Origin of the sequence: Burkholderia aenigmatica (assembly GCF_048627025.1) — a bacterium.
Classification (GTDB): Bacteria; Pseudomonadota; Gammaproteobacteria; order Burkholderiales; family Burkholderiaceae; genus Burkholderia; species Burkholderia aenigmatica.
In genome coordinates this window covers 555,093-576,665 of the sequence record NZ_CP184468.1, presented here as the reverse complement: position 1 = coordinate 576,665, position 21,573 = coordinate 555,093, and the positions used below count along the sequence as shown (strand labels likewise).

Below are 21,573 nucleotides of genomic sequence, written 5' to 3'. Positions count from 1 at the left end.
CTTAGCGCGCGAGCGCGGCGCGGATCTTCTCCACGGCCGTGGCCGCGGCCGATTCCGCCGGCAGCAGCGTCGCTTCGGCGTCGCGGCGGCCCTGATACTCGATCTTGCCTTCCTTCAGCCCGCGCTCGCCGATCACGAGGCGATGCGGCACGCCGATCAGCTCCCAGTCGGCGAACATCACGCCCGGGCGCTCGCCGCGGTCGTCGAGGATCACGTCGATGCCGGCTGCGACGAGTTCCGCGTACAGCTTGTCGGCGGTCTCGCGCACCATGTCGCTGCGGTCATAGCCCATCGGGCACAGCACGACTTCGAACGGCGCGATCGATTCCGGCCAGATGATGCCCTTGTCGTCGAAGTTCTGCTCGATCGCCGCGCCGAGAATACGCGTGACGCCGACGCCGTAGCAGCCCATCAGCATCGGCTGCGGCTTGCCCGATTCGTCGAGGAACGTCGCACCCATCGCTTCCGAATACTTGGTGCCGAGCTGGAACACGTGGCCGACCTCGATGCCGCGGCAGATGTCGATCACGCCCTTGCCGTCCGGTGACGGATCGCCCTTCTTCACGTTGCGCACGTCGGCGACGTCCGGCTCCGGCAGGTCGCGGCCCCAGTTCACGCCCGCGATGTGATAGTCGACCTCGTTCGCGCCGACGACGAAGTCGCTCATGTTCGCGACCGTGCGATCGGCAATCACCTTCACCGGCTTCTTCGTGCCGACCGGGCCGAGATAACCCGGCGGCGTGCCGAACCACTCGACGATTTCCTGTTCGGTCGCGAAGCGGTGGTTCTTCAGGCCCGGCAGCTTCGACACCTTGATCTCGTTCAGATCGTGATCGCCACGCAGCATCACGAGCCAGATGGTCGGCTCGGCGCCTTCGTTGTCGGTCGCGAGCACGATCGACTTGATCGTGCGCTCGAGCGGGATGGCCAGCAGTTCGGCGACGGCTTCGCACTTCGCCTTGCCGGGCGTCGCGACCTTCTCCATCGCTTCGGCCGGCGCCGCGCGTTCGGCAATCAGCGGCAGTGCTTCGGCCGCCTCGATGTTCGCCGCGAATTCGGACGTCGGGCAGTAGGCGATCGCGTCTTCACCGGTGTCGGCGATCACGTGGAATTCGTGCGAGAAGTTGCCGCCGATCGAGCCGCTGTCGGCCGCGACCGCACGGAACTCGAGGCCGAGGCGCGTGAAGATGCGCACGTACGCGTCGTACATCTTGCGATACGACTCGTTCAGGCCGGCCGCATCCTTGTCGAACGAGTACGCGTCCTTCATGATGAATTCGCGGCCGCGCATCACGCCGAAGCGCGGGCGGATCTCGTCGCGGAACTTCGTCTGGATCTGGTAGAAGTTCACCGGCATCTGCCGGTAGCTCTTGATCTGGTTGCGCGCGATGTCGGTGATGACTTCCTCGTGCGTCGGCCCGATCACGAAGTCATTGTCCTTGCGGTCCTTGAAGCGCAGCAGCTCGGGGCCGTACTGTTCCCAGCGGCCCGATTCCTGCCACAGTTCGGCTGGTTGCACGGCCGGCATCAGCAGCTCGATGGCGCCCGCCCGGTTCATTTCCTCACGCACGATCGCCTCGACCTTGCGAATCGAACGCAGGCCGACCGGCAGGTAGTTATAGATGCCGCCGGCGACACGACGGATCATGCCGGCGCGCACCATCAGCTTGTGGCTGACGATCTCTGCGTCGGCGGGTGCTTCTTTCAGGGTGCCGATAAAGAAACGGGAAGCTTTCATGCGGACGGTTCCAAAAACGGCGCCCCCAGGCGGGGCGCCCGAAAAAGTTTCAAGGTGAAAGAGCTGCGCGCGGCGAACAACGATGGACGACGATGGCGCAGACGACGTAGCAGACTAATCAGGGACAATTCAACCGGCACGCCCCGTGCGGATTCGCTCCGTCACGGTGCGCAGCGCCCGTTATCTGTTTATAATCAAAGCAATTTTAAAGGATTCGAAGGTGGTTGTATGCTGGATCGTGAAGGCTTTCGCCCGAACGTCGGCATCATCCTCTTGAACGCGCGCAACGAGGTGTTTTGGGGCAAGCGGCTCCGCGAGCATTCCTGGCAGTTTCCTCAAGGTGGGATCAAGTACGGCGAGACCCCCATGCAGGCGATGTACCGGGAACTGCACGAGGAAACGGGCCTGCATCCGGAACACGTCAAGATAATCGGCCGCACCCGCGACTGGTTGCGTTATGAGGTGCCTGACAAGTTCATTAAACGCGAAGTACGCGGTCATTACCGCGGCCAGAAGCAGATCTGGTTCCTGCTACGGATGGTTGGACGCGATTGCGACATTTGCTTGCGCGCGACCGACCACCCGGAGTTCGATGCGTGGCGCTGGAACGAGTACTGGGTGCCGCTCGATGCGGTGATCGAGTTCAAGCGGGATGTCTATCAGTTGGCGCTGACGGAACTGTCGCGCTTCCTGCGCCGCCCGGCGCAGCGAGCCGAGAAGCCGCGCGGGCCGCGTCTGTCGCGCTATCCGCGCGTCATTGGCGTGCAGGCCCAGCAGACGCTGACGATTGTCGACACATCGGTAGTCTGTTCGGAGATCGAAGTGGAAGCGAGCACGCTCGACGAGATGCCGCCCCACGTGATCGTCGGCAAATGACGAATCGAACTGCATGACCGGGCGCGACCTTGGTGTCGCGCCCTTTTTTTACGAGGAATGCATATTGAAAGCGATTGCTCTCGCGCTCGCATCGATTGCCGCGGCGGCCACGCTGGCAGGTTGCGCGAATTCGAAGACGCCGACCAACAAGGACGACAGCGAGTTCGTGTATCTGCTGGACCGCCAGGGAACCTGGAAGGAAAACGCGGTCGATTCGCTGCCGCCGCTGCCGCAGGCGGGTGACCTGCTGCCGTTCAACGTATCGCAGAACACGCCGCTCAAGTTCTTCGTCGATGCGAAGTCGCTCGCGGTCGGCACTGATGGCGTCGTGCGCTTCGCAGTCGTCATCACGAGCCCGGCCGGTGCGCGCAACGTGAACTACGAAGGTATCCGCTGCGACACCTACGAATGGCGCCAGTATGCCGGCCTGAATTCGGAACACGACGGCTGGGATCGCACCGTCGAGAACGACTGGCGGCGCATCGAGAACGGCGAGCTGAATGCCTACCACTCGGCGCTCTATCAGGACTACTTCTGCTCGAACAAGATGCCGCAGGGCACGACCCAGCAGATCCTGGAGAACATCCGGTTTCACCGCACCGCGATGAGCCAGTTGCGCTGACGGCGCGCGGCGCCCGCCGTGCCGCCTGTCCGCCACATGAAAAAAGCCCGCATCACGCGGGCTTTTTCATTTGAAGGCCGGAACCGAAGACGCGAATGGTCACACCAGCACCAGGTTGTCGCGATGGATCAATTCGGGCTCCAGCATGTAGCCGAGCACGGATTCGATCTCGCCGCTCGGCTTGCGGTGAATCAGCTTCGTCTCCGCACTGCTGTAGTTCGTGAGCCCACGCGCCACTTCGCGCCCGGCAGGATCGACACACGCGATGACTTCACCACGCGCGAACGCGCCCTGCACGCCGACCACGCCGATCGGCAGCAGGCTCTTGCCACCGGCCGTCAGCTTCTCGACCGCGCCCGCGTCGATCACGACATGGCCGCGCACCTGAAGATGGTCGGCCATCCACTGCTTGCGCGCCGCCATCCGCGCGGTACGTGCGATCAGTTGCGTGCCGATCGCCTCGCCGGCCGCCAGACGCACGAGCACGTCAGTCTCCCGGCCGCTCGCGATCACGGTATTCGCGCCGCTGTGCGCCGCACGTTTCGCCGCGAGGATCTTCGTCAGCATCCCGCCGCGGCCAAGGCTCGAGCCTGCACCGCCCGCCATCGCCTCGAGTTCCGGCGCGCCCGCGCTGGCTTCCGCAACGAGCGTCGCCTTCGGATCCTTGCGCGGATCGGCCGTGAACAGCCCCGACTGGTCGGTCAGGATGATCAGTGCATCGCCTTCGATCAGGTTTGCAACGAGCGCGCCGAGCGTGTCGTTGTCGCCGAACTTGATTTCGTCGGTAACGACCGTGTCGTTCTCGTTGATGATCGGCACGACGCCCAGCCGCAACAGCGTCAGCAGCGTCGAACGCGCATTCAGGTAACGCTCGCGGTCTGCCAGGTCGGCATGCGTGAGCAGGATCTGCGCGGTGCGGATGTCGTGCTCGGTGAAGCGGCTCTCATAGACCTGCGCGAGCCCCATCTGGCCGACTGCGGCGGCAGCCTGCAACTCGTCGATTTCCCGCGGCCGCTTGCTCCAGCCGAGCCGCTGCATCCCTTCGGCAATCGCGCCCGAACTGACGAGCACGACTTCCTTGCCCTGCGCGCGCAGCGCGGCGATCTGAGCCGCCCAGCGGCCGATTGCTGCATGATCGAGCCCCTTGCCGTCGTTGGTCACGAGGCTGGAACCCACCTTCACCACCAATCGCTTCGAATCCGCGATGATCGAACGCATCCTGCACTGTCTCCTGTATCTGATGCCTGCCCGGCCGGACGCGATTGAACGCCGACGCCGGGCGGCACGCCCGGCGCGTTCCGGAACAACTCAGGCGTCGTCGCCCGGCGTTACATCGCCCTTGGCAGGCGGCGCGTCGCGGAAGCGCACGTCCGCCGCGAGATCTTCCGCCTCCGCCGCGCGATGCGCGTCCGAATGTTCGGAGAGGTAGTCGTAGATCGCGTAGCACAGCGCTTCACAGCCCTGGCCCGTCAGTGCCGAGATCTCGAACACGGGGCCGTCCCACTCGAAGCGCTCGAGGAAATCCGCGACGCGCGCCTTGCGCTCGTCTTCCGGCACCATGTCGAGCTTGTTCAGCACGAGCCAGCGCGGCTTCTCGTAGAGCGCTTCGTCGTACTTGCGCAGCTCGCCGACGATCGCCGTCGCTTCCGCAACCGGATCGACGCTTTCGTCGAACGGCGCGAGATCGACGAGATGCAGCAGCACGCCGGTGCGCTGCAGGTGGCGCAGGAACTGATGGCCGAGGCCCGCGCCTTCGGCGGCACCCTCGATCAGCCCCGGGATGTCGGCGATCACGAAGCTCTTGCTCGGGCCGACACGCACCACGCCGAGATTCGGCGCAAGCGTCGTGAACGGGTAGTCGGCAATCTTCGGCCTTGCGTTCGACACCGACGAGATGAACGTCGACTTGCCCGCATTCGGCATGCCAAGCAGACCGACATCGGCGAGCACCTTCAGCTCGAGCTTCAGCATGCGACGCTCGCCGGGCTTGCCGTCCGTCTTCTGGCGCGGCGCGCGGTTCGTGCTCGACTTGAAATGCAGGTTGCCGAGCCCGCCGGACCCGCCCTGCGCCAGCATCACCTGCTGGTCGTGCTCGGTCAGGTCGGCGATCAGCTCGCCGGTATCCATGTCACTGATGATCGTGCCGACCGGCATGCGCAGCGTGACGTCGTCGCCACCCTTGCCGTAGCAATCCGAGCCGCGCCCGTTTTCGCCGTTGCGCGCCAGATGCTTCTTCGCGTAACGGTAGTCGATCAGCGTGTTGATGTTGCGGTCGGCAATCGCGTACACGCTACCGCCCCGGCCGCCGTCGCCGCCGTCCGGCCCGCCGAACGGGACGAATTTCTCGCGGCGCATCGACGCGCTGCCATCGCCTCCGTCTCCGGCGATGACTTCGATTCGTGCTTCGTCAATGAACTTCATTCGTCACTCCGCCCAGTATTTCCGCTATTGTGCCGCGCGCCGGCACGCTTGAACAATCTGCCGTTCGGCCGATCGTACGCCGGTTGCGCAATGGCCGCCCGAACGCACACGCGCCCGGCGGCCAAATAAAAAAAGGCCCCGCGAAGACTGCGGGGCCTTTCGGCTACGAAGCCCTTGGGTGCCTGAACTTAGGCAGCCGCCGGGACAACGATGACCAGATGCTTCTTGTCCGCGCCCTTCGTCGCGAACTTGACGTGACCGTCGACCAGCGCGAACAGGGTGTGATCCTTGCCCATGCCGACGTTCTCGCCTGCGTGCATGCGCGTACCGCGCTGACGCACGATGATGCCGCCGGCATTGATTGCCTGGCCGCCGTACACTTTCACGCCGAGACGTTTCGACTCGGAGTCGCGGCCGTTCCGGGAAGAGCCGCCTGCCTTTTTGTGTGCCATCTGATTGCTCCTTTACCGAGGCGCTTACGCGTTGATCGCGTCGATGCGCAGCTCAGTGTAGTTCTGGCGGTGGCCGCCGTGCTTTTGGTAGTGCTTCCGGCGACGCATCTTGAAGATGGTGACCTTGGCATGACGACCGTGCGACACAACGGTGGCCTTGACGGAAGCCCCACTGACCAGCGGCGTACCGAACTTAATCGATTCGCCTTCGCCCACTGCGAGAACCTGGTCGAGCGTGATTTCAGCGTCAATGTCAGCCGGTATCTGTTCTACTTTGAGTTTTTCGCCAACGGCAACCTTGTACTGCTTGCCGCCGGTTTTTATGACCGCGTACATTGAGAACCTCACTCTGGATCCAAATTTTCCGCACACCACGCGCGGAAAACACGTGATTATACATGGGCTTAGCACCGAAGTCAAAACCCATTGACGATTGCCGTGCGCCGGCCTCGGCCGAATGGCCAAATTCGCGGCTGCGGCACGTGTCACAGACCGGGATATCTCGGATTCGCCTTATAATCCGCCGCATCACCCAATTCCATCATCATGTCGTCGTCCACCGCCTCCCCCACCCTCAGCGCCGCCCACCTGCTCGCTCCGATCACCAGTGACATGGAGCAGGTGAATCGCGTTATCCGGCAAAGCCTCGCGTCCGACGTGTTGCTGATCAACCAGATCGCCGAGTACATCATCGGCGCGGGCGGCAAGCGGCTGCGTCCGGCGTTGCTGCTGCTCGTCGCCGGTGCGCTCGGCGAGACGTCGCACCAGCGGCACGTGCTGGCCGCCGTCGTCGAATTCATCCACACGGCCACGCTGCTGCATGACGACGTCGTCGACGAATCCGAGCTGCGCCGCGGCCGCCAGACCGCCAATGCGCTGTTCGGCAACGCCGCGAGCGTGCTGGTAGGCGACTACCTCTATTCGCGCTCGTTCGAGATGATGGTCGGCGTCGGCAAGATGCGCGTGATGGAGATCCTGTCCGAAGCCACGACGATCATCTCGGAAGGCGAGGTGCTGCAGCTCCTCAACATGCACGACGCGGACGTCGACGAAACGCGCTACATGCAGGTGATCCGCTACAAGACGGCCAAGCTGTTCGAGGCGTCGGCCCGCCTGGGCGCGGTGCTCGCGGGCGCCGATGCGCCGACCGAGGCCGCCGCCGCCGAATACGGCCGCCGGATCGGTACCGCATTCCAGATCATGGACGACTGGCTCGACTACGCGGGCACCGTCGAGGCAATGGGCAAGAATGCCGGCGACGACCTCCGCGAAGGCAAGCCGACGCTGCCGCTCATCTATCTGATCGAACGCGGCACGCCCGAGCAGTCGGCGCTGGCACGCGAGGCGATCGAACAGGGCGGCACCGATCGCTTCGACACGATCTTCGAAGCGATCACGCGCTCGGGCGCACTGGATCACACGCTCGAATGCGCACGCCAGGAAGCACAGGCGGCAGCGGCGGCGATCGCCGCGTTCCCCGATTCGGTCTATAAGGAAAGCCTGCTCGCGTTGTGCTCGTACTCGACGTCGCGGCAGTCGTAAGTGCATGTCGTACGTCGCCGCCCCGGCTGCGACGTACGTTCGACACGGGAAAATCACCTGTCTCGAAAAATTTCTTCTCCAGGGGCTTCCCTTTTTGAAGAAACGTCGTTATAGTTATGTTCTTGCTTGATGACGCAGCGGTTTTAAAGAAAACCGCGAAATCGGAAGAGTAAATCGGGGTGTAGCTTAGCCTGGTAGAGCGCTACGTTCGGGACGTAGAGGCCGGAGGTTCGAATCCTCTCACCCCGACCAGATTTTCAAGGATCATCGAAACACCGATCCTTTTCAGCTTGATGTTGTAGTCAACGCTGTACAAAGAATGCCCTGTCGAATGACGGGGCATTTTTTTTGCCCGCTTTCCATACATCGGCAAACGCCGGATGGCGCCGGTGCTTGGCACGAAACAGACTATCCCCAAAACCGCCGGCGCGAGCGGATTGACGCCAAAGCGAAAACATCCAGCCTCGCGCAATACGGAATCCTGCGCTCACGCAATCTCTCGGCTCAAGCTCCGGACTTCGTATGGCCGGATTGATCGGGCCTCCTTGGACTCTCCGCTCCACCTCCGGAGCCGAGACCTGTTACTCGGACCCGCCAGACCATTCCCGGCACGCATCAAAGGCTTCGCGCACCTGTCCTTGCCGATCTTCGCGGAGCGTAAAAGACGCGATCGCCAGCCCGATAATCCGGAATTTCAGAGTGGCGGCAAGGCAACTCCCCAATCGATGCTGCAATCCTTTGCCAGCATGCGCATCCGGGATAGCGTCACGCGATACGAGCGATCGTATAGATGATCGTTGGGCCGCAACGCAAGCGCATGCAGTCCTGCCGATTCCTTGAGGAACGCCGATGCCAAAAGCTTCGGCAAGCGGTCGCAATTCAGATGGAATGGCGAGCTGCCGCTCTGCTCGTCCATCTGCGCCATGTAAAAACACTGAATCGCACAGAAGACACCCACCGGGTCATTGCATGCGGCTTGCAAAGCGTTCTCGAGTTCACGCTGGACGAAATCGACACCTTCCGTTCGGCTGAGCGGATACAGCGTGCGTTCCAGCAATTCCGCATGATCGGTCGGACGCATGTCGTCGTTGATCTCGGGCGGTGTGCGGAACACACACGCCTCGCCACGCAATACACTCGCGAGCCGCCCCCCTCGGATGGCGGTCAAAACGTCGGATTCCGTCGGATTCATTGCAGTATCTTGATGTTCGGCATCGCACTTGTACCGCGGATGACCTGCCTGCTCCGGCAAACCGCCTCGCGAATATCGATGCGTATCGATTGGCGATTGCCTGCCGTGGGCCGCGAGATTCATCACCGCGCTGTATTGATAATGCTCGGCCGGCTGATGCAGGCCGACAGCCGATGTCACCTGACCACGCTCGTCCCGTCGATAAGCCAGGGTATCGAAGTCCGACTCGCCCCGCTCCAGACGACCTGCTCCGTCATAGGCATACACGTGTCTCGTCAATTGTCAGCAGGCGCCGCACGACTGTACGCCCGCTTCATGAAACGCAAAGCTTGCGCCCACCGCTTGATAGATGTGAAAGGTTATCGAAGATTTTTACAAATTGCCGAGAATTGACTAGAGTTGCTGAGCGCGCGGCCCCGTCAGACACATCACGGTCGCCGGCCTCTGCTATATTCCCTCCATTCCTGTCCTTCACTGCCCTTCCAACGCGTGGACCAAATTCCCTTATGGGCGCAAATCGGCGCCGTCTTCCTGCTTCTCCTCTGTTCCAGCTTCTTTTCGATTTCCGAGACCGCGATGATGGCGCTCAACCGCCATCGGCTGAAGCATCTCGCCACCCAGGGCGCGCTCGGCGCGAAGACCACGCAGGGGCTGCTCACGCGCACTGACCTGCTGCTCAGCGTGATCCTGATCGGCAACAACCTGTTCAACACGATCATCCCGGTCCTGACGACGTCGCTCGCGCTGCATACGTTCGGCCGCAACAACCTCGCGCTGTCGATCGCGACCGGCATCGTCGCGTTCCTGATCATCGTGTTCGCGGAAATCGCACCGAAGATCGTCGGCGCGACGTTCCCCGAACGCATCGCACTGCCCGCGAGCCTCGTGATCGCGCCGCTGATGCGCGTGTTCAAGCCGGTCGTCTGGTTCGTCAACGCGCTCGCGAACGGCGTGCTGTGGGTGCTGCGCATCAACACGAAGAAGGGGCGCGACCAGCGCATGTCGGCCGACGAGCTGCGCGCGATCGTGCTCGAGTCGAGCAGCTTCATGCCGACCAAGCACCGCAGCATCCTGCTCAACCTGTTCGACCTCGAGAACATCACGGTCGACGACGTGATGGTGCCGCGCCGCCAGATCGAGTCGCTCAACTTCTACGCGCCGCTCGACGACGTCCTGCACCAGCTCGAAACCTGCTATCACAACCGGCTCGTCGTCTATGAAGGCGACATCGACAGGGTGCTCGGCGTGCTGCACGTCCGCAAGACGCTGACCGCGCTGCACAACCAGGAGTTCGACCGCGAGACGCTGCGCACGCTGCTCGCCGAGCCGTACTACGTGCCGTCGGGCACGCCGGTGGTTCAGCAGCTCCAGTTTTTCCAGGAAACGCGGCAGCGGACCGCGCTCGTCGTCAACGAGTATGGCGAGCTCGAAGGGCTCGTCACGCCCGAAGACATCATCGAGGAGCTGATCGGCGAATTCACGACGTCGATGCCGCGCAGCGAACGCAAGGGCGGCTGGGACGAGAACGGCGAATGCATCGTCTCGGCGAGCATGCCGCTGCGCGAACTGAACCGCTGGCTGCACCTGAAGCTGCCGACCGACGGGCCGAAGACGCTGAACGGACTCGTTCTCGAAATCCTCGAGGAAATTCCGGAAGACGACGTGTGCCTGAAAATCGGTGACGTGATGCTCGAGGTGATGCGCAGCGACGACCAGGCCGTGCGCACGGTCAAGCTCTTCAAGCCGCGCAGCTCGCGCACCACACGCACTAACGCGCGCTAGCCGAACGGCCGACTGCCGACGCCGCCCGAGACGCGCGACCATCTGCTGGTCACGGTCAACAGGCGGCCAGCGTGCCGGCTCACATGCATTTCCCTCCTCCCGGGGCGCCGCTGCGCAAGCCGCCGCCCACCCACTCCGATACGTCGCCCGCCACCGCACCGCGCGCACTCGACGCGGCCCAGCTCGACGATGCGCCGGCCGTGCGGCTGCTGACGGATACGCTTCACGCGGCACGCGTGCGCGACGCATCCGACATCCACGTCGAGCCGTTCGAAGCCGGCTGGCGCATCCGCCTGCGCATCGACGGCGTGCTGCACGAACATGCGCGGCCGCCGCTGCATCTGCGTGACGCGCTCGTCACGCGGATCAAGGTGCTCGCGCGCATGGACATCGCCGAGCGGCGGCTCCCGCAGGACGGCAGGCTGCGCATCGCAATCGACGGCGGCACGCGCGGCGACTTCCGGGTCAGTTCGCTGCCCACGTTGTTCGGTGAAAAGCTTGTGCTGCGGCGCCTCGAAACGCTGCCGCCCGACCTCACGCTCGCTCGCCTCGGCTTCGACGCGCAGCAGGCGGCCGCGATGGAGGCCGCGATACGTGCGCCGCATGGCCTCGTGCTCGTCACGGGCCCGACCGGCAGCGGCAAGACGCTGTCGCTCTACTGCGCGCTGCAGATGCTCGATCGCGACGCGCACAACGTCTGCACGGTCGAGGATCCCGCCGAGATCCAGCTCGACGGCATCAGCCAGGTCGGTGTCGCCGAAAAGGCGGGGCTCACGTTCGCGACTGCACTGCGCGCGCTGCTGCGGCAGGATCCGGACATCATCATGGTCGGCGAGATTCGCGATGCGGAGACGGCCGACGTCGCGATCAAGGCCGCGCAGACCGGCCATCTGGTGCTGTCGACGCTGCACACGAACGATGCGCCGGCCGCCGTCGCGCGGCTGCTCGACATCGGCGTCGCACCATACAACCTCGCGGCTGCGCTGCACCTCGTCACCGCGCAGCGCCTCGTCCGGCGGCTGTGCGCCGCCTGCCGCGTGCACTCGGACGCACCGGTGCCCGTCCTGCGGGAGGCCGGCTGCGACCCGGCTGCCCTCGCAGCCGGATGGCGGCCGTTCGTCGCGCGGGGCTGTTCGACCTGTCACTGGATCGGCTATCGCGGCCGTGTCGGCCTGCATCAGACGATGCCGGTATCGTCCGGGCTGGCGGAGCGCATCGTCGCACGGGCGAGCGTCGGCGAACTCGCGCAATGCGCGGCAGCCGAAGGCGTGCGCAGTCTGCGCGATGCGGCGCTCGCGCGCGTCCACGACGGCACGACGAGCATCGCCGAAGCCTTCGCCGCGACACCTGCGGCATGAGCATGCGCACACCGCCGCGCGAAACCCGCTTCGCGTGGCGCGGCCGCCGTCGCGACGGCACGCCACGCGGCGGGATCGTCATCGCGTTCGACACCGAAGCGGCGCGCGCAGCGCTCGCACGCGACGGCATCGCCGTGCTGTCGCTCGACGTCCGCGGGCCGGCCCGGCCGCCAACGGCCGGCGCGCGGGACGTCACACGCTTCACGCGCCAGCTCGCGAGCCTGCTGCAGGCCGGATTGCCGCTGGCGCCGTCGCTCGAGATGCTCGCGCGTACGCGGCCGCGCGACGGACTGCCGCGCATCGCCGCGGGTCTCGCCCGCGAGATCCTCGCCGGGCGGCGTTTCGCCGATGCGCTCGCACGCTATCCATCGCAGTTCGGCACGCTGTATCGCCAGTTGATCGAGGTCGGCGAAGCGTCGGGCTCGCTCGGCGTCGTGCTGACACGGGTCGCCGAACACCGCGAGCGCGCCGACGCGCAGTGGCGCAAGCTGCGGGCCGCGCTCGCCTATCCGATGGCCGTCATCCTGTTCGCACTCGCGATCTCGGCCGCGTTGATGGTATGGGTCGTGCCGACGTTCCGGCAGCTCTTCGACGGTTTTGGCGCCGCGCTACCGGCGCCGACCCGTGCGCTGCTCGCGCTGTCCTCCGCGCTGTCTGCGTGGGGCGGTGTGCTCGTTGCCGGTACGGCGGCAGCCGGGCTGGCCGCACATTACGCGCTGCGCCGGTCGGCACCGCTGCGCCACGCGGTCGCGCGGCACCTGCTGCACGCGCCGCTCGCGGGTAGTGCGCTCAGCCGGTACGCAGCCGCACGCTGGTGCCGCTCGCTGGCGACGCTGCTCGGCGCCGGCGTACCGCTCGCCGACACCTTCGCCACGCTCGAGCGCACGGCCGGCCATCCGGTGTTCGAGCGCGCCACCGCGCACATCGCGGCTCGCGTGCTGCGCGGCGCGCGTCTCGCGGATGCAATGCAGTCGGCCGGCTGCTTTCCGAACGACGTCGTGCAACCGATCGCCGTCGCCGAGGAAACCGGTGCGCTCGACACGATGCTCGCCGACATCGCCGCGTTGTGCGAACGCCAGCTCGACGCGCGCCTCGATGCACTTGCCGCGCTCGGCGAACCGCTGATCGTGATCGTGCTGGGCGCACTCGTCGGCGGCCTCGTGATCGCGATGTACCTGCCCATCCTCCAGCTCGGCAACGTGGTGTAGCATCGCAACCGATTCTGTCGCCTTTTTGTCCGAACCTTGAGCCTCATGACGCCAGCGCCCCTGTACGCCGTTACCGATTCGCCCGAAAGTACGCTGCTCGCGCTGGCGATGCTGCCGCCTGCGTTGCAGTATGCGTTCGCGGCCGTCATCGGCCTCTGCATCGGCAGCTTCCTGAACGTGGTCGTGCACCGGCTGCCCGTGATGATGCAGCGCGCATGGCAAGCCGAGATCGATGAAGCGACCGGCAATGCGAGCGCCCCGCCCGACGACGGCTACCCGCCGCACTACAATCTGTGGCGCCCGCGCAGCGCGTGCCCGCATTGCGGCCATGTACTGCGCGCTTGGGAAAACATCCCGCTCGTCAGCTACCTGATGCTGCGCGGGCGTTGCCGTCGCTGCGGTCACGCGATCGGCATCCGTTATCCGCTCGTCGAGCTCGCGTGCGCATTGCTCGCCGCCGGCTCCCTCGCCGCATTCGGCCCGACCGTCGCCGCGCTTGCCGCGTTCGCGCTGTGTGCCGCGCTGCTCGCGATGAGTGCAATCGATATCCGGACCGGCTACCTCCCCGACTCGATGACGCTGCCGCTCCTCTGGGCCGGGCTCGTGCTGAACCTCGGCGGCACATTCACGTCGCTGCGCTCGGCCGTGATCGGGGCCATGGCCGGCTACCTGTTCCTGTGGTCGATCTACTGGCTGTTCAAATGGCTGCGCGGGATCGAGGGGATCGGGTTCGGCGACCTGAAGCTGCTCGCCGCGCTCGGCGCATGGATGGGCTGGGCCGCGCTGCCGCAGGTCGTGCTGTTCGCCGCGGTGACGGGCGCGATCGTCGGGCTCGTTGCGACCTGGCGCGGCCGCATGCGCTTCGAGGAGCCGATTCCGTTCGGCCCGTTCCTCGCGGCAGGCGGCGTCGCGACGCTGTTTTTCGGCACCCCTTTCTATTCGGCGCTCGGAGGCTGACATGTTCGCAATTGGACTCACCGGCGGCATCGGCAGCGGCAAGACGACCGTCGCCGATCTGTTCGGCGCCCGCGGCGCGTCGCTGGTCGATACCGATCTGATCGCCCATCGCATTACCGCACCGGGCGGCCTCGCGATGCCCGCGATCGAACAGGCATTCGGCCACGGCTTCGTTGCCGCCGACGGCGCGCTCGACCGCGCGAAAATGCGCGCACTGATCTTCGGCGACGACGCCGCGCGCCGGCGCCTCGAAGCGATCACGCACCCGCTGATCCGCGCGGAGACCGATCGCGAAGCGCGCGAAGCGCAGGGCCCGTACGTGATGTTCGTCGTGCCGCTGCTCGTCGAGTCAGGCAACTGGAAGACGCGCAGCGATCGCGTACTCGTCGTCGATTGCCCGGTCGAAACGCAGATCGCACGCGTGATGCAGCGCAACGGCTTCACGCGCGAGCAGGTCGAAGCGATCATCGCGAAACAGGCAACGCGTGAAGCCCGTCTCGCGGCGGCCGACGACGTGATCGTCAACGATGCGACGACGCCCGACGCGCTCGCCGCGCAGGTCGATACACTGCACCAACGTTATCTCGGGTTGGCAGCCGCCGCGCGCTGAGCATCGTGCGCAATCGTGATGGTGTACGAAATTGGCGCGTTGCTAGGGTAGAGAGTGAGCATTAGAATGTCCTGCATTGTTTCAATTCCTACCCAAGAGGCGAGCGCGCTTGATTCTTTACGAGTATCCGTTCAACGAGCGAATTCGCACGCTGTTGCGCCTCGAAGATCTCTTCGAGCGCTTCGCGTTCTTTTTGGCTCAGGAGGACCCGCGTGAACACCACGTCGCGCTGACGACGCTGTTCGAAATCGCCGAGGTAACGGGCCGCGCGGATCTGAAATCGGATCTGATGAAAGAGCTCGAACGTCAGCGCCAGACGCTCGCCCCCTTTCGCGGCAATCCGGGCATCGAGCAGAACGCGCTCGAAGCCGTGCTCGGCGAAATCGAGCAGACGCTCGCGAATCTCGCGCAGATGCAGGGCAAGACCGGGCAGCACCTCGTCGACAACGAGTGGCTCGCCAGCATCCGCAGCCGCGCAGTGATTCCCGGCGGCACGTGCAAGTTCGACCTGCCGTCGTACTACGCATGGCAGCAGTGGCCCGCCGAGCAGCGGCGCCAGGACATTGCGAAGTGGATCCTGCCGATGCTGCCGCTGCGCGACGCCGTGACGATCGTGCTGCGGCTCGCGCGCGAATCGGGCCAGGCGTCGAAGGTCATGGCGATGCAGGGCAGCTACCAGCAGATGCTGTCCGGCCGCACCTACCAGTTGATGCAGGTGCGTGTAGCGCCGGAGCTGCGCGTCATTCCCGAAGCGAGCGCCAACAAATACATGCTGTGGGTACGGTTCACCATGCAGGACGGCGATGTGCGGCCGCGCGCGGTGGACATCGACGTGCCGTTCCATCTGACACTGTGCAATCTGTAACGGCCGCGTGCCGGATCGCTTTCGTATGACTACCGTTGTGAAATGCCCGTCGTGCGGCGCCGAAGTGCGCTGGACACCCGAAAATCAGTTCCGCCCGTTCTGCTCGGCCCGCTGCAAGCAGCTCGACCTCGGCGCATGGGCCGCGGAAAAGTACCGGATCGGTGGTTCCTCCGACGAGGGCCCCTCGTCGGAAGAAGACGGCACGGACGGCCGCCGCGACAGCTGAGCGGTGCGCGGCACCGCCCGCGAGTGATATGGCCCGCCTTTCCGGCAGGCCATCGTGGCGTCAGTTCGACGCCGCTTCCTTCTCGAGCAGTTCGAGCACCGGCAGCGCAGCCGGCAGCAACGGCGCGACCTCGACCGGCAGTTGCTGCCATACGAACGCCTGCCCTTCCTTGCTGTGCGGCTCGCCCGTCCAGCCCGTCACCTTGCAGAAATAAAGCCGCACGTAGGCATGCGGATAATCGTGCTCGAGCGTGTGCCAGCGATGGCTGGCCGTGACTTCGATGCCGAGCTCTTCGTGCAGTTCGCGCGCAAGCGCGTCCTCGACGCTTTCGCCGGCCTCCAGCTTGCCGCCCGGAAACTCCCAGTAACCTTCATACGGCTTGCCTTGCAGCCGCTGCGCGAGCAGGTAGCGGCCGTCCGGCTGCACCATCACACCGACCGCGACTTCCGTCACCTTGCGGCCATCGGGTGCGCGCACCGCGCCTTGTGCGAGATCCGCGCTCATGCTTGCTCCTTGCGGCCCGACCAGTCACGCGCAAACTGCCACGCAACGCGCCCCGATCGCGAGCCGCGCTCGAGCGCCCACACGAGCGCGTCGCCGCGTGCGGACTCGATCTCCGTATCCGGGCAGCCGAAATGACGCAGCCAGTGCCCGACGATGTCGAGATAGTCGTCCTGCTTGAACGGATAGAAGCTGACCCACAGGCCGAAGCGCTCCGACAGCGAGATCTTCTCCTCGACGACTTCGCCGGGGTGAATCTCGCCATCCGGGAGATGCTTGTACGTCTCGTTGTCGCTCATGTACTCGGGCAGCAGATGGCGGCGGTTCGACGTCGCGTAGATCAGCACGTTGTCCGACTGCGCGGCGATCGAGCCGTCGAGCGCAACCTTCAGCGCCTTGTAGCCCGACTCGCCTTCCTCGAACGACAGGTCGTCGCAGAACACGATGAAGCGCTCGGGACGCTGCGAGATCAGGTCGACGATGTCGCCGAGATCGTGCAGGTCGTCCTTGTCGACTTCGATCAGGCGCAGGCCGTCGTTCGCATACGCGTTCAGGCACGCCTTGATCAGCGACGACTTGCCGGTACCGCGCGCGCCGGTCAGCAGCACGTTGTTGGCCGGCTTCTGCTGCACGAACTGCCGCGTGTTCTGTTCGATCAGCCCTTTCTGGCGATCGATGTTGTGGAGATCGTCGAGCGTGATCGACGACACGGCCGGCACCGGCTGCAGATAGCCGCGCCCCTGGCGCTTGCGCCAGCGGAACGCGTGCGCGGCATTCCAGTCGACCGCTGCCGGCGCGGGCGGCAGCATCCCCTCGAGACGGCCGAGCAGCGCTTCGGCGCGCGTCAGAAACTGTTCAAGCTTGTCCATGTCGTTCGACCACTCCCGATCAGGAGCGGTAATCCGCGTTGATGCTCACGTAGTCGTGCGACAGGTCGCACGTCCAGATGGTGGCCTGCGCGTCGCCGCGGCCGAGCAGCACGCGGATCGTGATTTCGCTCTGCTTCATCACGCGCTGGCCGTCCTCTTCCTGGTAGGCCGGGTTGCGACCACCTGACTTCGCGACGAGCACGTCGTCGAGATAGAGGTCGATCTTGTCGACGTCGAGATCTGCGACGCCCGCATAGCCGATCGCCGCGAGAATCCGGCCGAGGTTGGGGTCGGATGCGTAGAAGGCCGTCTTCACGAGCGGCGAATGGCCGATCGCGTAAGCGATCTGGCGGCATTCCGCGACGCTCTTGCCGCCTTCGACCTGCACCGTCATGAATTTCGTCGCGCCTTCGCCATCGCGCACGATCAGTTGCGACAGCACTTGCGCGACTTCCGTCACCGCATCGCGCAGCGCCGCATAGGCCGGCGAATCGGTCGACGTGATCGCCGGCAGCGTGCTCTTGCCCGACGCAATCAGGATGAACGAGTCGTTCGTCGACGTATCGCCGTCGATCGTGATGCAGTTGAACGAGCGGTCGGCCACTTCCTTCACGAGCGTATCGAGCACCGGCTGCGCGACGTTCGCGTCGAACGCGAGGAAGCCGAGCATCGTCGCCATGTTCGGCTTGATCATGCCCGCACCCTTGCTGATGCCCGTCAGCGTGACCGTGTGGCCGTCGATCGTCACCTGGCGCGACGTGGCCTTCGGCAGCGTGTCGGTCGTCATGATCGCGTGCGCGGCGTCGAACCAGTTCGCTTCCTTGCGGTTCGCGAGCGCGGCCGGCAGCCCGGCCTTCAGGCGGTCGATCGGCAGCGGCTCGAGGATCACGCCGGTCGAGAACGGCAGCACCTGCGCCGGCTCGATGCCCGCGAGGCGCGCGAGTTCCGTGCAGGTTTCGCGCGCGTTCACGAGGCCCGGCTCGCCGGTGCCTGCGTTCGCATTGCCCGTATTCACGACGAGCGCGCGAATGCCCGCGCCGCCCGCGCGCACCTTTGCCAGGTGCTCGCGGCAGACGATGACCGGCGCAGCGCAGAAACGGTTTTCGGTGAACACGCCCGCGACCGTCGCACCTTCGTCGACGGAGATGACCAGCACGTCCTTGCGATTCGGCTTGCGGATGTTCGCTTCCGCCCAGCCGAGCGTGACGCCGGCGACGGGATGCAGTTGGGCGGGATCGATCGACGGAAAATTGACAGCCATGGGGCACACCTGCCGGATGGAAAATGCCGGCATGCGCCGGCATCGATTGGAAGAACCGGCGGCCGCACGCGCGGGCCGCCGCAACTCACATCACTCACTCGAAGCTGCGAACGAAGCGGCACGCGTGATGCGCGCCGCCGTCGATCATGACAGCTTCCCGTGACATTGCTTGTACTTCTTGCCGCTGCCGCACGGGCACGGATCGTTGCGGCCGACCTTCGGCATTTCGCCGCCGGGGCCGCTGTGCGTCATCGCGCTGCCGACCATCTCGGCCGTCGCCGTGGCCGCTGCGGCAGCGGTGACGTTCGCCACCGGCGCACCGGCTTCCGCGTAATCGGCGTGCTGGTACTCGACGTTCTCGAGATGACCGCTGCGCTCCTCGATCTGCTCGGCGGCTTGCTCGAGCTGCTCCGGCGACTGGATCTGCACGTTCATCACGACGCGCGTGACTTCCTGCTTGATCGCTTCGAGCATCGCGGCGAACAGCTCGAACGCTTCGCGCTTGTATTCCTGCTTCGGGTTCTTCTGCGCATAGCCGCGCAGGTGGATACCCTGGCGCAGGTGGTCGAGCGCCGCGAGGTGCTCGCGCCACAGGCGGTCGACCGTCTGCAGCATCACCGAGCGCTCGAACGCGCTGAACGATTCGCGGCCGACCATCGCGACCTTCGCCTCGTACTGCTCGTCGGCGGCCGTCATCACGGCGTCGAGGATCTCCTCGGCGGTGATCGACGACGACTCGTTCACCATTTCCTGGATCGCGAGGTCGAGCTGCCAGTCGTTGCGCAGCGCTTCCTCGAGCTCGGGCACGTCCCACTGCTCTTCGATGCTGCCTTCCGGCACGAACTGGCGGACGACTTCGGTCACCACGCCATGACGCATCGCGGTGATCGTCTCGGTGATGTCGTGCGCTTCGAGCAGCTCGTTACGCTGCTGGTAGATCACCTTGCGCTGGTCGTTCGACACGTCGTCGTATTCGAGCAGCTGCTTGCGGATGTCGAAGTTGCGCGCCTCGACCTTGCGCTGCGCGGACTCGATCGAGCGCGTGACGATGCCGGCCTCGATCGCCTCGCCTTCCGGCATCTTCAGGCGGTCCATGATCGAACGCACGCGGTCGCCCGCGAAGATGCGCAACAGCGGATCGTCGAGCGACAGGTAGAAGCGCGACGAGCCCGGATCGCCCTGGCGGCCCGCACGGCCGCGCAGCTGGTTGTCGATCCGGCGCGATTCGTGACGCTCGGTGCCGATGATGTGCAGGCCACCCGCGGCCTTCACCTGCTCGTGCAGCGTTTCCCACTCGTCGTGCAGCTGCTGGATGCGGCGCGCCTTCTCGTCGGCCGGGATGGCTTCGTCGGCCTCGATGAACGCAGCCTGCTTCTCCGCATTGCCGCCAAGCACGATGTCGGTACCGCGACCGGCCATGTTGGTTGCGATCGTGACGCGCTTCGGACGGCCGGCTTCCGCGACGATCGCGGCTTCGCGCTCGTGCTGCTTCGCGTTCAGCACCTCGTGCGGCAGCCCGGCCTGCTTCAGCAGGTGCGACAGCAGCTCGGAGTTCTCGATCGACGTCGTGCCGACCAGCACCGGCTGACCGCGCTCATAGCATTCGCGGATGTCGCGGATCACCGCGTCATAGCGCTCCTTAGCCGTCTTGTAGATCTGGTCCTGCTTGTCGATCCGCTTCGGCGGGCGGTTGGTCGGGATCACGACCGTCTCGAGACCGTAGATCTCGTTGAATTCGTACGCTTCGGTGTCGGCGGTACCGGTCATGCCGGCCAGCTTCGCGTACATCCGGAAGTAGTTCTGGAACGTGATCGATGCGAGCGTCTGGTTCTCGCTCTGGATCTTCACGTGTTCCTTCGCCTCGACGGCCTGGTGCAGGCCGTCGGACCAGCGGCGGCCGGCCATCAGGCGGCCGGTGAATTCGTCGACGATGACCACTTCGCCGTTCTGCACGACGTAGTGCTGATCCTTGTGGAACAGCGTGTGCGCGCGCAGCGCCGCGTACACGTGGTGCATCAGCGTGATGTTCTGCGGCGCGTACAGGCTCTCGCCCTCGCCGATCAGACCCCATTCGGCGAGCAGGCGCTCGGCCTTCTCGTGGCCCGATTCCGTCAGGAACACCTGGCGGGCCTTCTCGTCGAGCGTGTAGTCGCCCGGCTTCTCGACGCCCGTGCCGTCGGCCTTCTCTTCACCGATCTGGCGCTCGAGCAGCGGCGGCAGTGCGTTCATCCGCACGTACAGCTCGGTGTGATCCTCGGCCTGACCCGAAATGATCAGCGGCGTACGTGCCTCGTCGATCAGGATCGAGTCCACTTCGTCGACGACCGCGAAGTTCAGTGCCCGCTGCACGCGCGCGTCGGTCTCGTAGACCATGTTGTCGCGCAGGTAGTCGAAGCCGAATTCGTTGTTCGTGCCGTACGTGATGTCTGCCGCGTAGGCCTGCTGCTTCTGGTCGTGCTCCATGCCGGACAGGTTGATGCCGACCGACAGACCGAGGAAGTTGTAGAGGCGCGCCATCCATTCGGCGTCGCGCTGCGCGAGGTAATCGTTGACGGTCACGACGTGCACGCCGCGGCCCGCCAGTGCGTTCAGGTACACGGGCAGCGTCGCGACGAGCGTCTTGCCCTCGCCGGTGCGCATTTCCGCGATCTTGCCGTAGTGGAGCACCATGCCGCCGATCATCTGCACGTCGAAGTGCCGCATCTTCAGCACTCGGCGGCTGGCCTCGCGACAAACCGCGAACGCCTCGGGCAGCAGCTTGTCGAGCGACTCGCCGGCCGCGACTCGCTGGCGGAATTCGTCCGTCTTGCCGCGCAACTGGTCGTCCGTCAGCTTCTCGATCTGCGTTTCGAGCGCATTGATCGTCGTGACGGTCTTTTGGTATTGCTTGACGAGCCGCTGGTTGCGGCTGCCAAAAATTTTCTGGAGAAAACCGGTTGTCATCGGATCGGATCCTGCGTCGCAGCACCGGCGCCCGGCGCGTATTGCGCGCCCCGACGCCCGAGCCTCGGCGGCTTAGCGAATTAGTGGACTCAAACGAGGAATTTTAGCACGCGGGGAAGCGTGCGCCCGTGTCTCGGGCGGACGGGCACT

20 protein-coding genes and 1 tRNA gene are annotated in these 21,573 nt (G+C 65.1%); 11 read left to right on the top strand and 10 right to left on the bottom strand.

What is annotated here, in order from left to right:
- Position 1: 1 nt before the first annotated feature.
- Positions 2 to 1,738 carry a proline--tRNA ligase gene (locus tag ACN8ZM_RS02775; RefSeq protein ID WP_043191418.1) on the bottom strand — a complete coding sequence of 579 codons (1,737 nt, stop codon included), beginning with the start codon at positions 1,736 to 1,738 and terminating at the stop codon, positions 2 to 4.
- 228 nt (positions 1,739 to 1,966) lie between these two features.
- Between ACN8ZM_RS02775 and ACN8ZM_RS02770 the strand changes: the two genes are divergently transcribed.
- Both ACN8ZM_RS02770 and ACN8ZM_RS02765 read left to right on the top strand, forming a co-directional pair.
- Entirely contained in the window at positions 1,967 to 2,614 is a 648-nt protein-coding gene (locus ACN8ZM_RS02770) for an RNA pyrophosphohydrolase (RefSeq protein ID WP_011350862.1), read from the top strand.
- Between the two features lie 13 nt (positions 2,615 to 2,627).
- On the top strand, positions 2,628 to 3,236 hold the full coding sequence (locus tag ACN8ZM_RS02765; RefSeq protein ID WP_205822264.1) for a CNP1-like family protein: 609 nt from the start codon (positions 2,628 to 2,630) through the stop codon (positions 3,234 to 3,236).
- Positions 3,237 to 3,335: 99 nt separating this feature from the next.
- On the opposite strand, the gene proB is transcribed toward ACN8ZM_RS02765, so the two are convergent.
- From proB to rplU, 4 genes are all read right to left on the bottom strand, one after another.
- A complete protein-coding gene (gene proB, locus ACN8ZM_RS02760; RefSeq protein ID WP_089449863.1) occupies positions 3,336 to 4,454 on the bottom strand; it encodes a glutamate 5-kinase in 1,119 nt (372 codons plus the stop codon).
- Between the two features lie 90 nt (positions 4,455 to 4,544).
- Positions 4,545 to 5,657, bottom strand: coding sequence for a GTPase ObgE (gene obgE / locus ACN8ZM_RS02755; RefSeq protein WP_089449862.1), 1,113 nt, complete (start codon positions 5,655 to 5,657; stop codon positions 4,545 to 4,547).
- A gap of 188 nt (positions 5,658 to 5,845) precedes the next feature.
- The gene (gene rpmA, locus ACN8ZM_RS02750; RefSeq protein WP_006476999.1) at positions 5,846 to 6,109 is read right to left on the bottom strand and encodes a 50S ribosomal protein L27; all 264 of its coding nucleotides are present in this window, start codon (positions 6,107 to 6,109) and stop codon (positions 5,846 to 5,848) included.
- Positions 6,110 to 6,133: 24 nt separating this feature from the next.
- Positions 6,134 to 6,445 (bottom strand): 50S ribosomal protein L21, encoded by a 312-nt coding sequence (rplU, locus tag ACN8ZM_RS02745; protein ID WP_006025184.1) that lies wholly within the window; start codon positions 6,443 to 6,445, stop codon positions 6,134 to 6,136.
- Between the two features lie 210 nt (positions 6,446 to 6,655).
- Here rplU and ACN8ZM_RS02740 point away from each other — a divergent pair, with 210 nt between their 5' ends.
- Positions 6,656 to 7,651 carry a polyprenyl synthetase family protein gene (locus ACN8ZM_RS02740; protein ID WP_011350858.1) on the top strand — a complete coding sequence of 332 codons (996 nt, stop codon included), beginning with the start codon at positions 6,656 to 6,658 and terminating at the stop codon, positions 7,649 to 7,651.
- Between the two features lie 175 nt (positions 7,652 to 7,826).
- A tRNA-Pro gene (locus ACN8ZM_RS02735) sits at positions 7,827 to 7,903 on the top strand.
- A 442-nt stretch (positions 7,904 to 8,345) separates the two neighbouring features.
- Here ACN8ZM_RS02735 and ACN8ZM_RS02730 read toward each other — a convergent pair.
- Positions 8,346 to 9,110: a hypothetical protein gene (locus ACN8ZM_RS02730; RefSeq protein WP_420210514.1), complete on the bottom strand. Its 765-nt coding sequence runs from the start codon at positions 9,108 to 9,110 to the stop codon at positions 8,346 to 8,348.
- A gap of 222 nt (positions 9,111 to 9,332) precedes the next feature.
- On the opposite strand from ACN8ZM_RS02730, the gene ACN8ZM_RS02725 reads away from it, so the two are divergent.
- The 7 genes from ACN8ZM_RS02725 (at position 9,333) to ACN8ZM_RS02695 (ending at position 15,849) form a co-directional block, all read left to right on the top strand.
- Positions 9,333 to 10,625, top strand: a complete 1,293-nt coding sequence (locus tag ACN8ZM_RS02725) for a CNNM domain-containing protein (RefSeq protein WP_179258661.1) — start codon at positions 9,333 to 9,335, stop codon at positions 10,623 to 10,625.
- Between the two features lie 83 nt (positions 10,626 to 10,708).
- Complete coding sequence (locus ACN8ZM_RS02720; protein ID WP_420210513.1) at positions 10,709 to 11,983, top strand: GspE/PulE family protein; 1,275 nt, start codon at positions 10,709 to 10,711, stop codon at positions 11,981 to 11,983.
- On the top strand, positions 11,980 to 13,191 hold the full coding sequence (locus tag ACN8ZM_RS02715) for a type II secretion system F family protein (RefSeq protein ID WP_301769148.1): 1,212 nt from the start codon (positions 11,980 to 11,982) through the stop codon (positions 13,189 to 13,191). Before ACN8ZM_RS02720 ends, ACN8ZM_RS02715 begins: the two co-directional genes overlap by 4 nt.
- 45 nt (positions 13,192 to 13,236) lie before the next feature.
- Complete coding sequence (locus ACN8ZM_RS02710) at positions 13,237 to 14,148, top strand: prepilin peptidase (RefSeq protein ID WP_043191443.1); 912 nt, start codon at positions 13,237 to 13,239, stop codon at positions 14,146 to 14,148.
- Position 14,149: 1 nt separating this feature from the next.
- The gene (coaE, locus tag ACN8ZM_RS02705) at positions 14,150 to 14,758 is read left to right on the top strand and encodes a dephospho-CoA kinase (RefSeq protein ID WP_301769150.1); all 609 of its coding nucleotides are present in this window, start codon (positions 14,150 to 14,152) and stop codon (positions 14,756 to 14,758) included.
- A gap of 109 nt (positions 14,759 to 14,867) precedes the next feature.
- Positions 14,868 to 15,623, top strand: a complete 756-nt coding sequence (gene zapD / locus ACN8ZM_RS02700) for a cell division protein ZapD (protein WP_043191449.1) — start codon at positions 14,868 to 14,870, stop codon at positions 15,621 to 15,623.
- A gap of 25 nt (positions 15,624 to 15,648) precedes the next feature.
- Positions 15,649 to 15,849: a DNA gyrase inhibitor YacG gene (locus ACN8ZM_RS02695; protein WP_027788444.1), complete on the top strand. Its 201-nt coding sequence runs from the start codon at positions 15,649 to 15,651 to the stop codon at positions 15,847 to 15,849.
- Between the two features lie 60 nt (positions 15,850 to 15,909).
- Here ACN8ZM_RS02695 and ACN8ZM_RS02690 read toward each other — a convergent pair whose 3' ends face one another.
- The 4 genes from ACN8ZM_RS02690 to secA form a co-directional block, all read right to left on the bottom strand.
- Entirely contained in the window at positions 15,910 to 16,353 is a 444-nt protein-coding gene (locus tag ACN8ZM_RS02690; RefSeq protein ID WP_043191453.1) for an NUDIX domain-containing protein, read from the bottom strand.
- The gene (locus ACN8ZM_RS02685) at positions 16,350 to 17,219 is read right to left on the bottom strand and encodes an ATP-binding protein (protein ID WP_089449857.1); all 870 of its coding nucleotides are present in this window, start codon (positions 17,217 to 17,219) and stop codon (positions 16,350 to 16,352) included. Before ACN8ZM_RS02685 ends, ACN8ZM_RS02690 begins: the two co-directional genes overlap by 4 nt.
- Before the next feature lie 19 nt (positions 17,220 to 17,238).
- A complete protein-coding gene (argJ, locus tag ACN8ZM_RS02680; RefSeq protein ID WP_301769152.1) occupies positions 17,239 to 18,480 on the bottom strand; it encodes a bifunctional glutamate N-acetyltransferase/amino-acid acetyltransferase ArgJ in 1,242 nt (413 codons plus the stop codon).
- A 144-nt stretch (positions 18,481 to 18,624) separates the two neighbouring features.
- On the bottom strand, positions 18,625 to 21,423 hold the full coding sequence (gene secA, locus ACN8ZM_RS02675) for a preprotein translocase subunit SecA (RefSeq protein WP_043191460.1): 2,799 nt from the start codon (positions 21,421 to 21,423) through the stop codon (positions 18,625 to 18,627).
- Positions 21,424 to 21,573 lie beyond the last annotated feature (150 nt).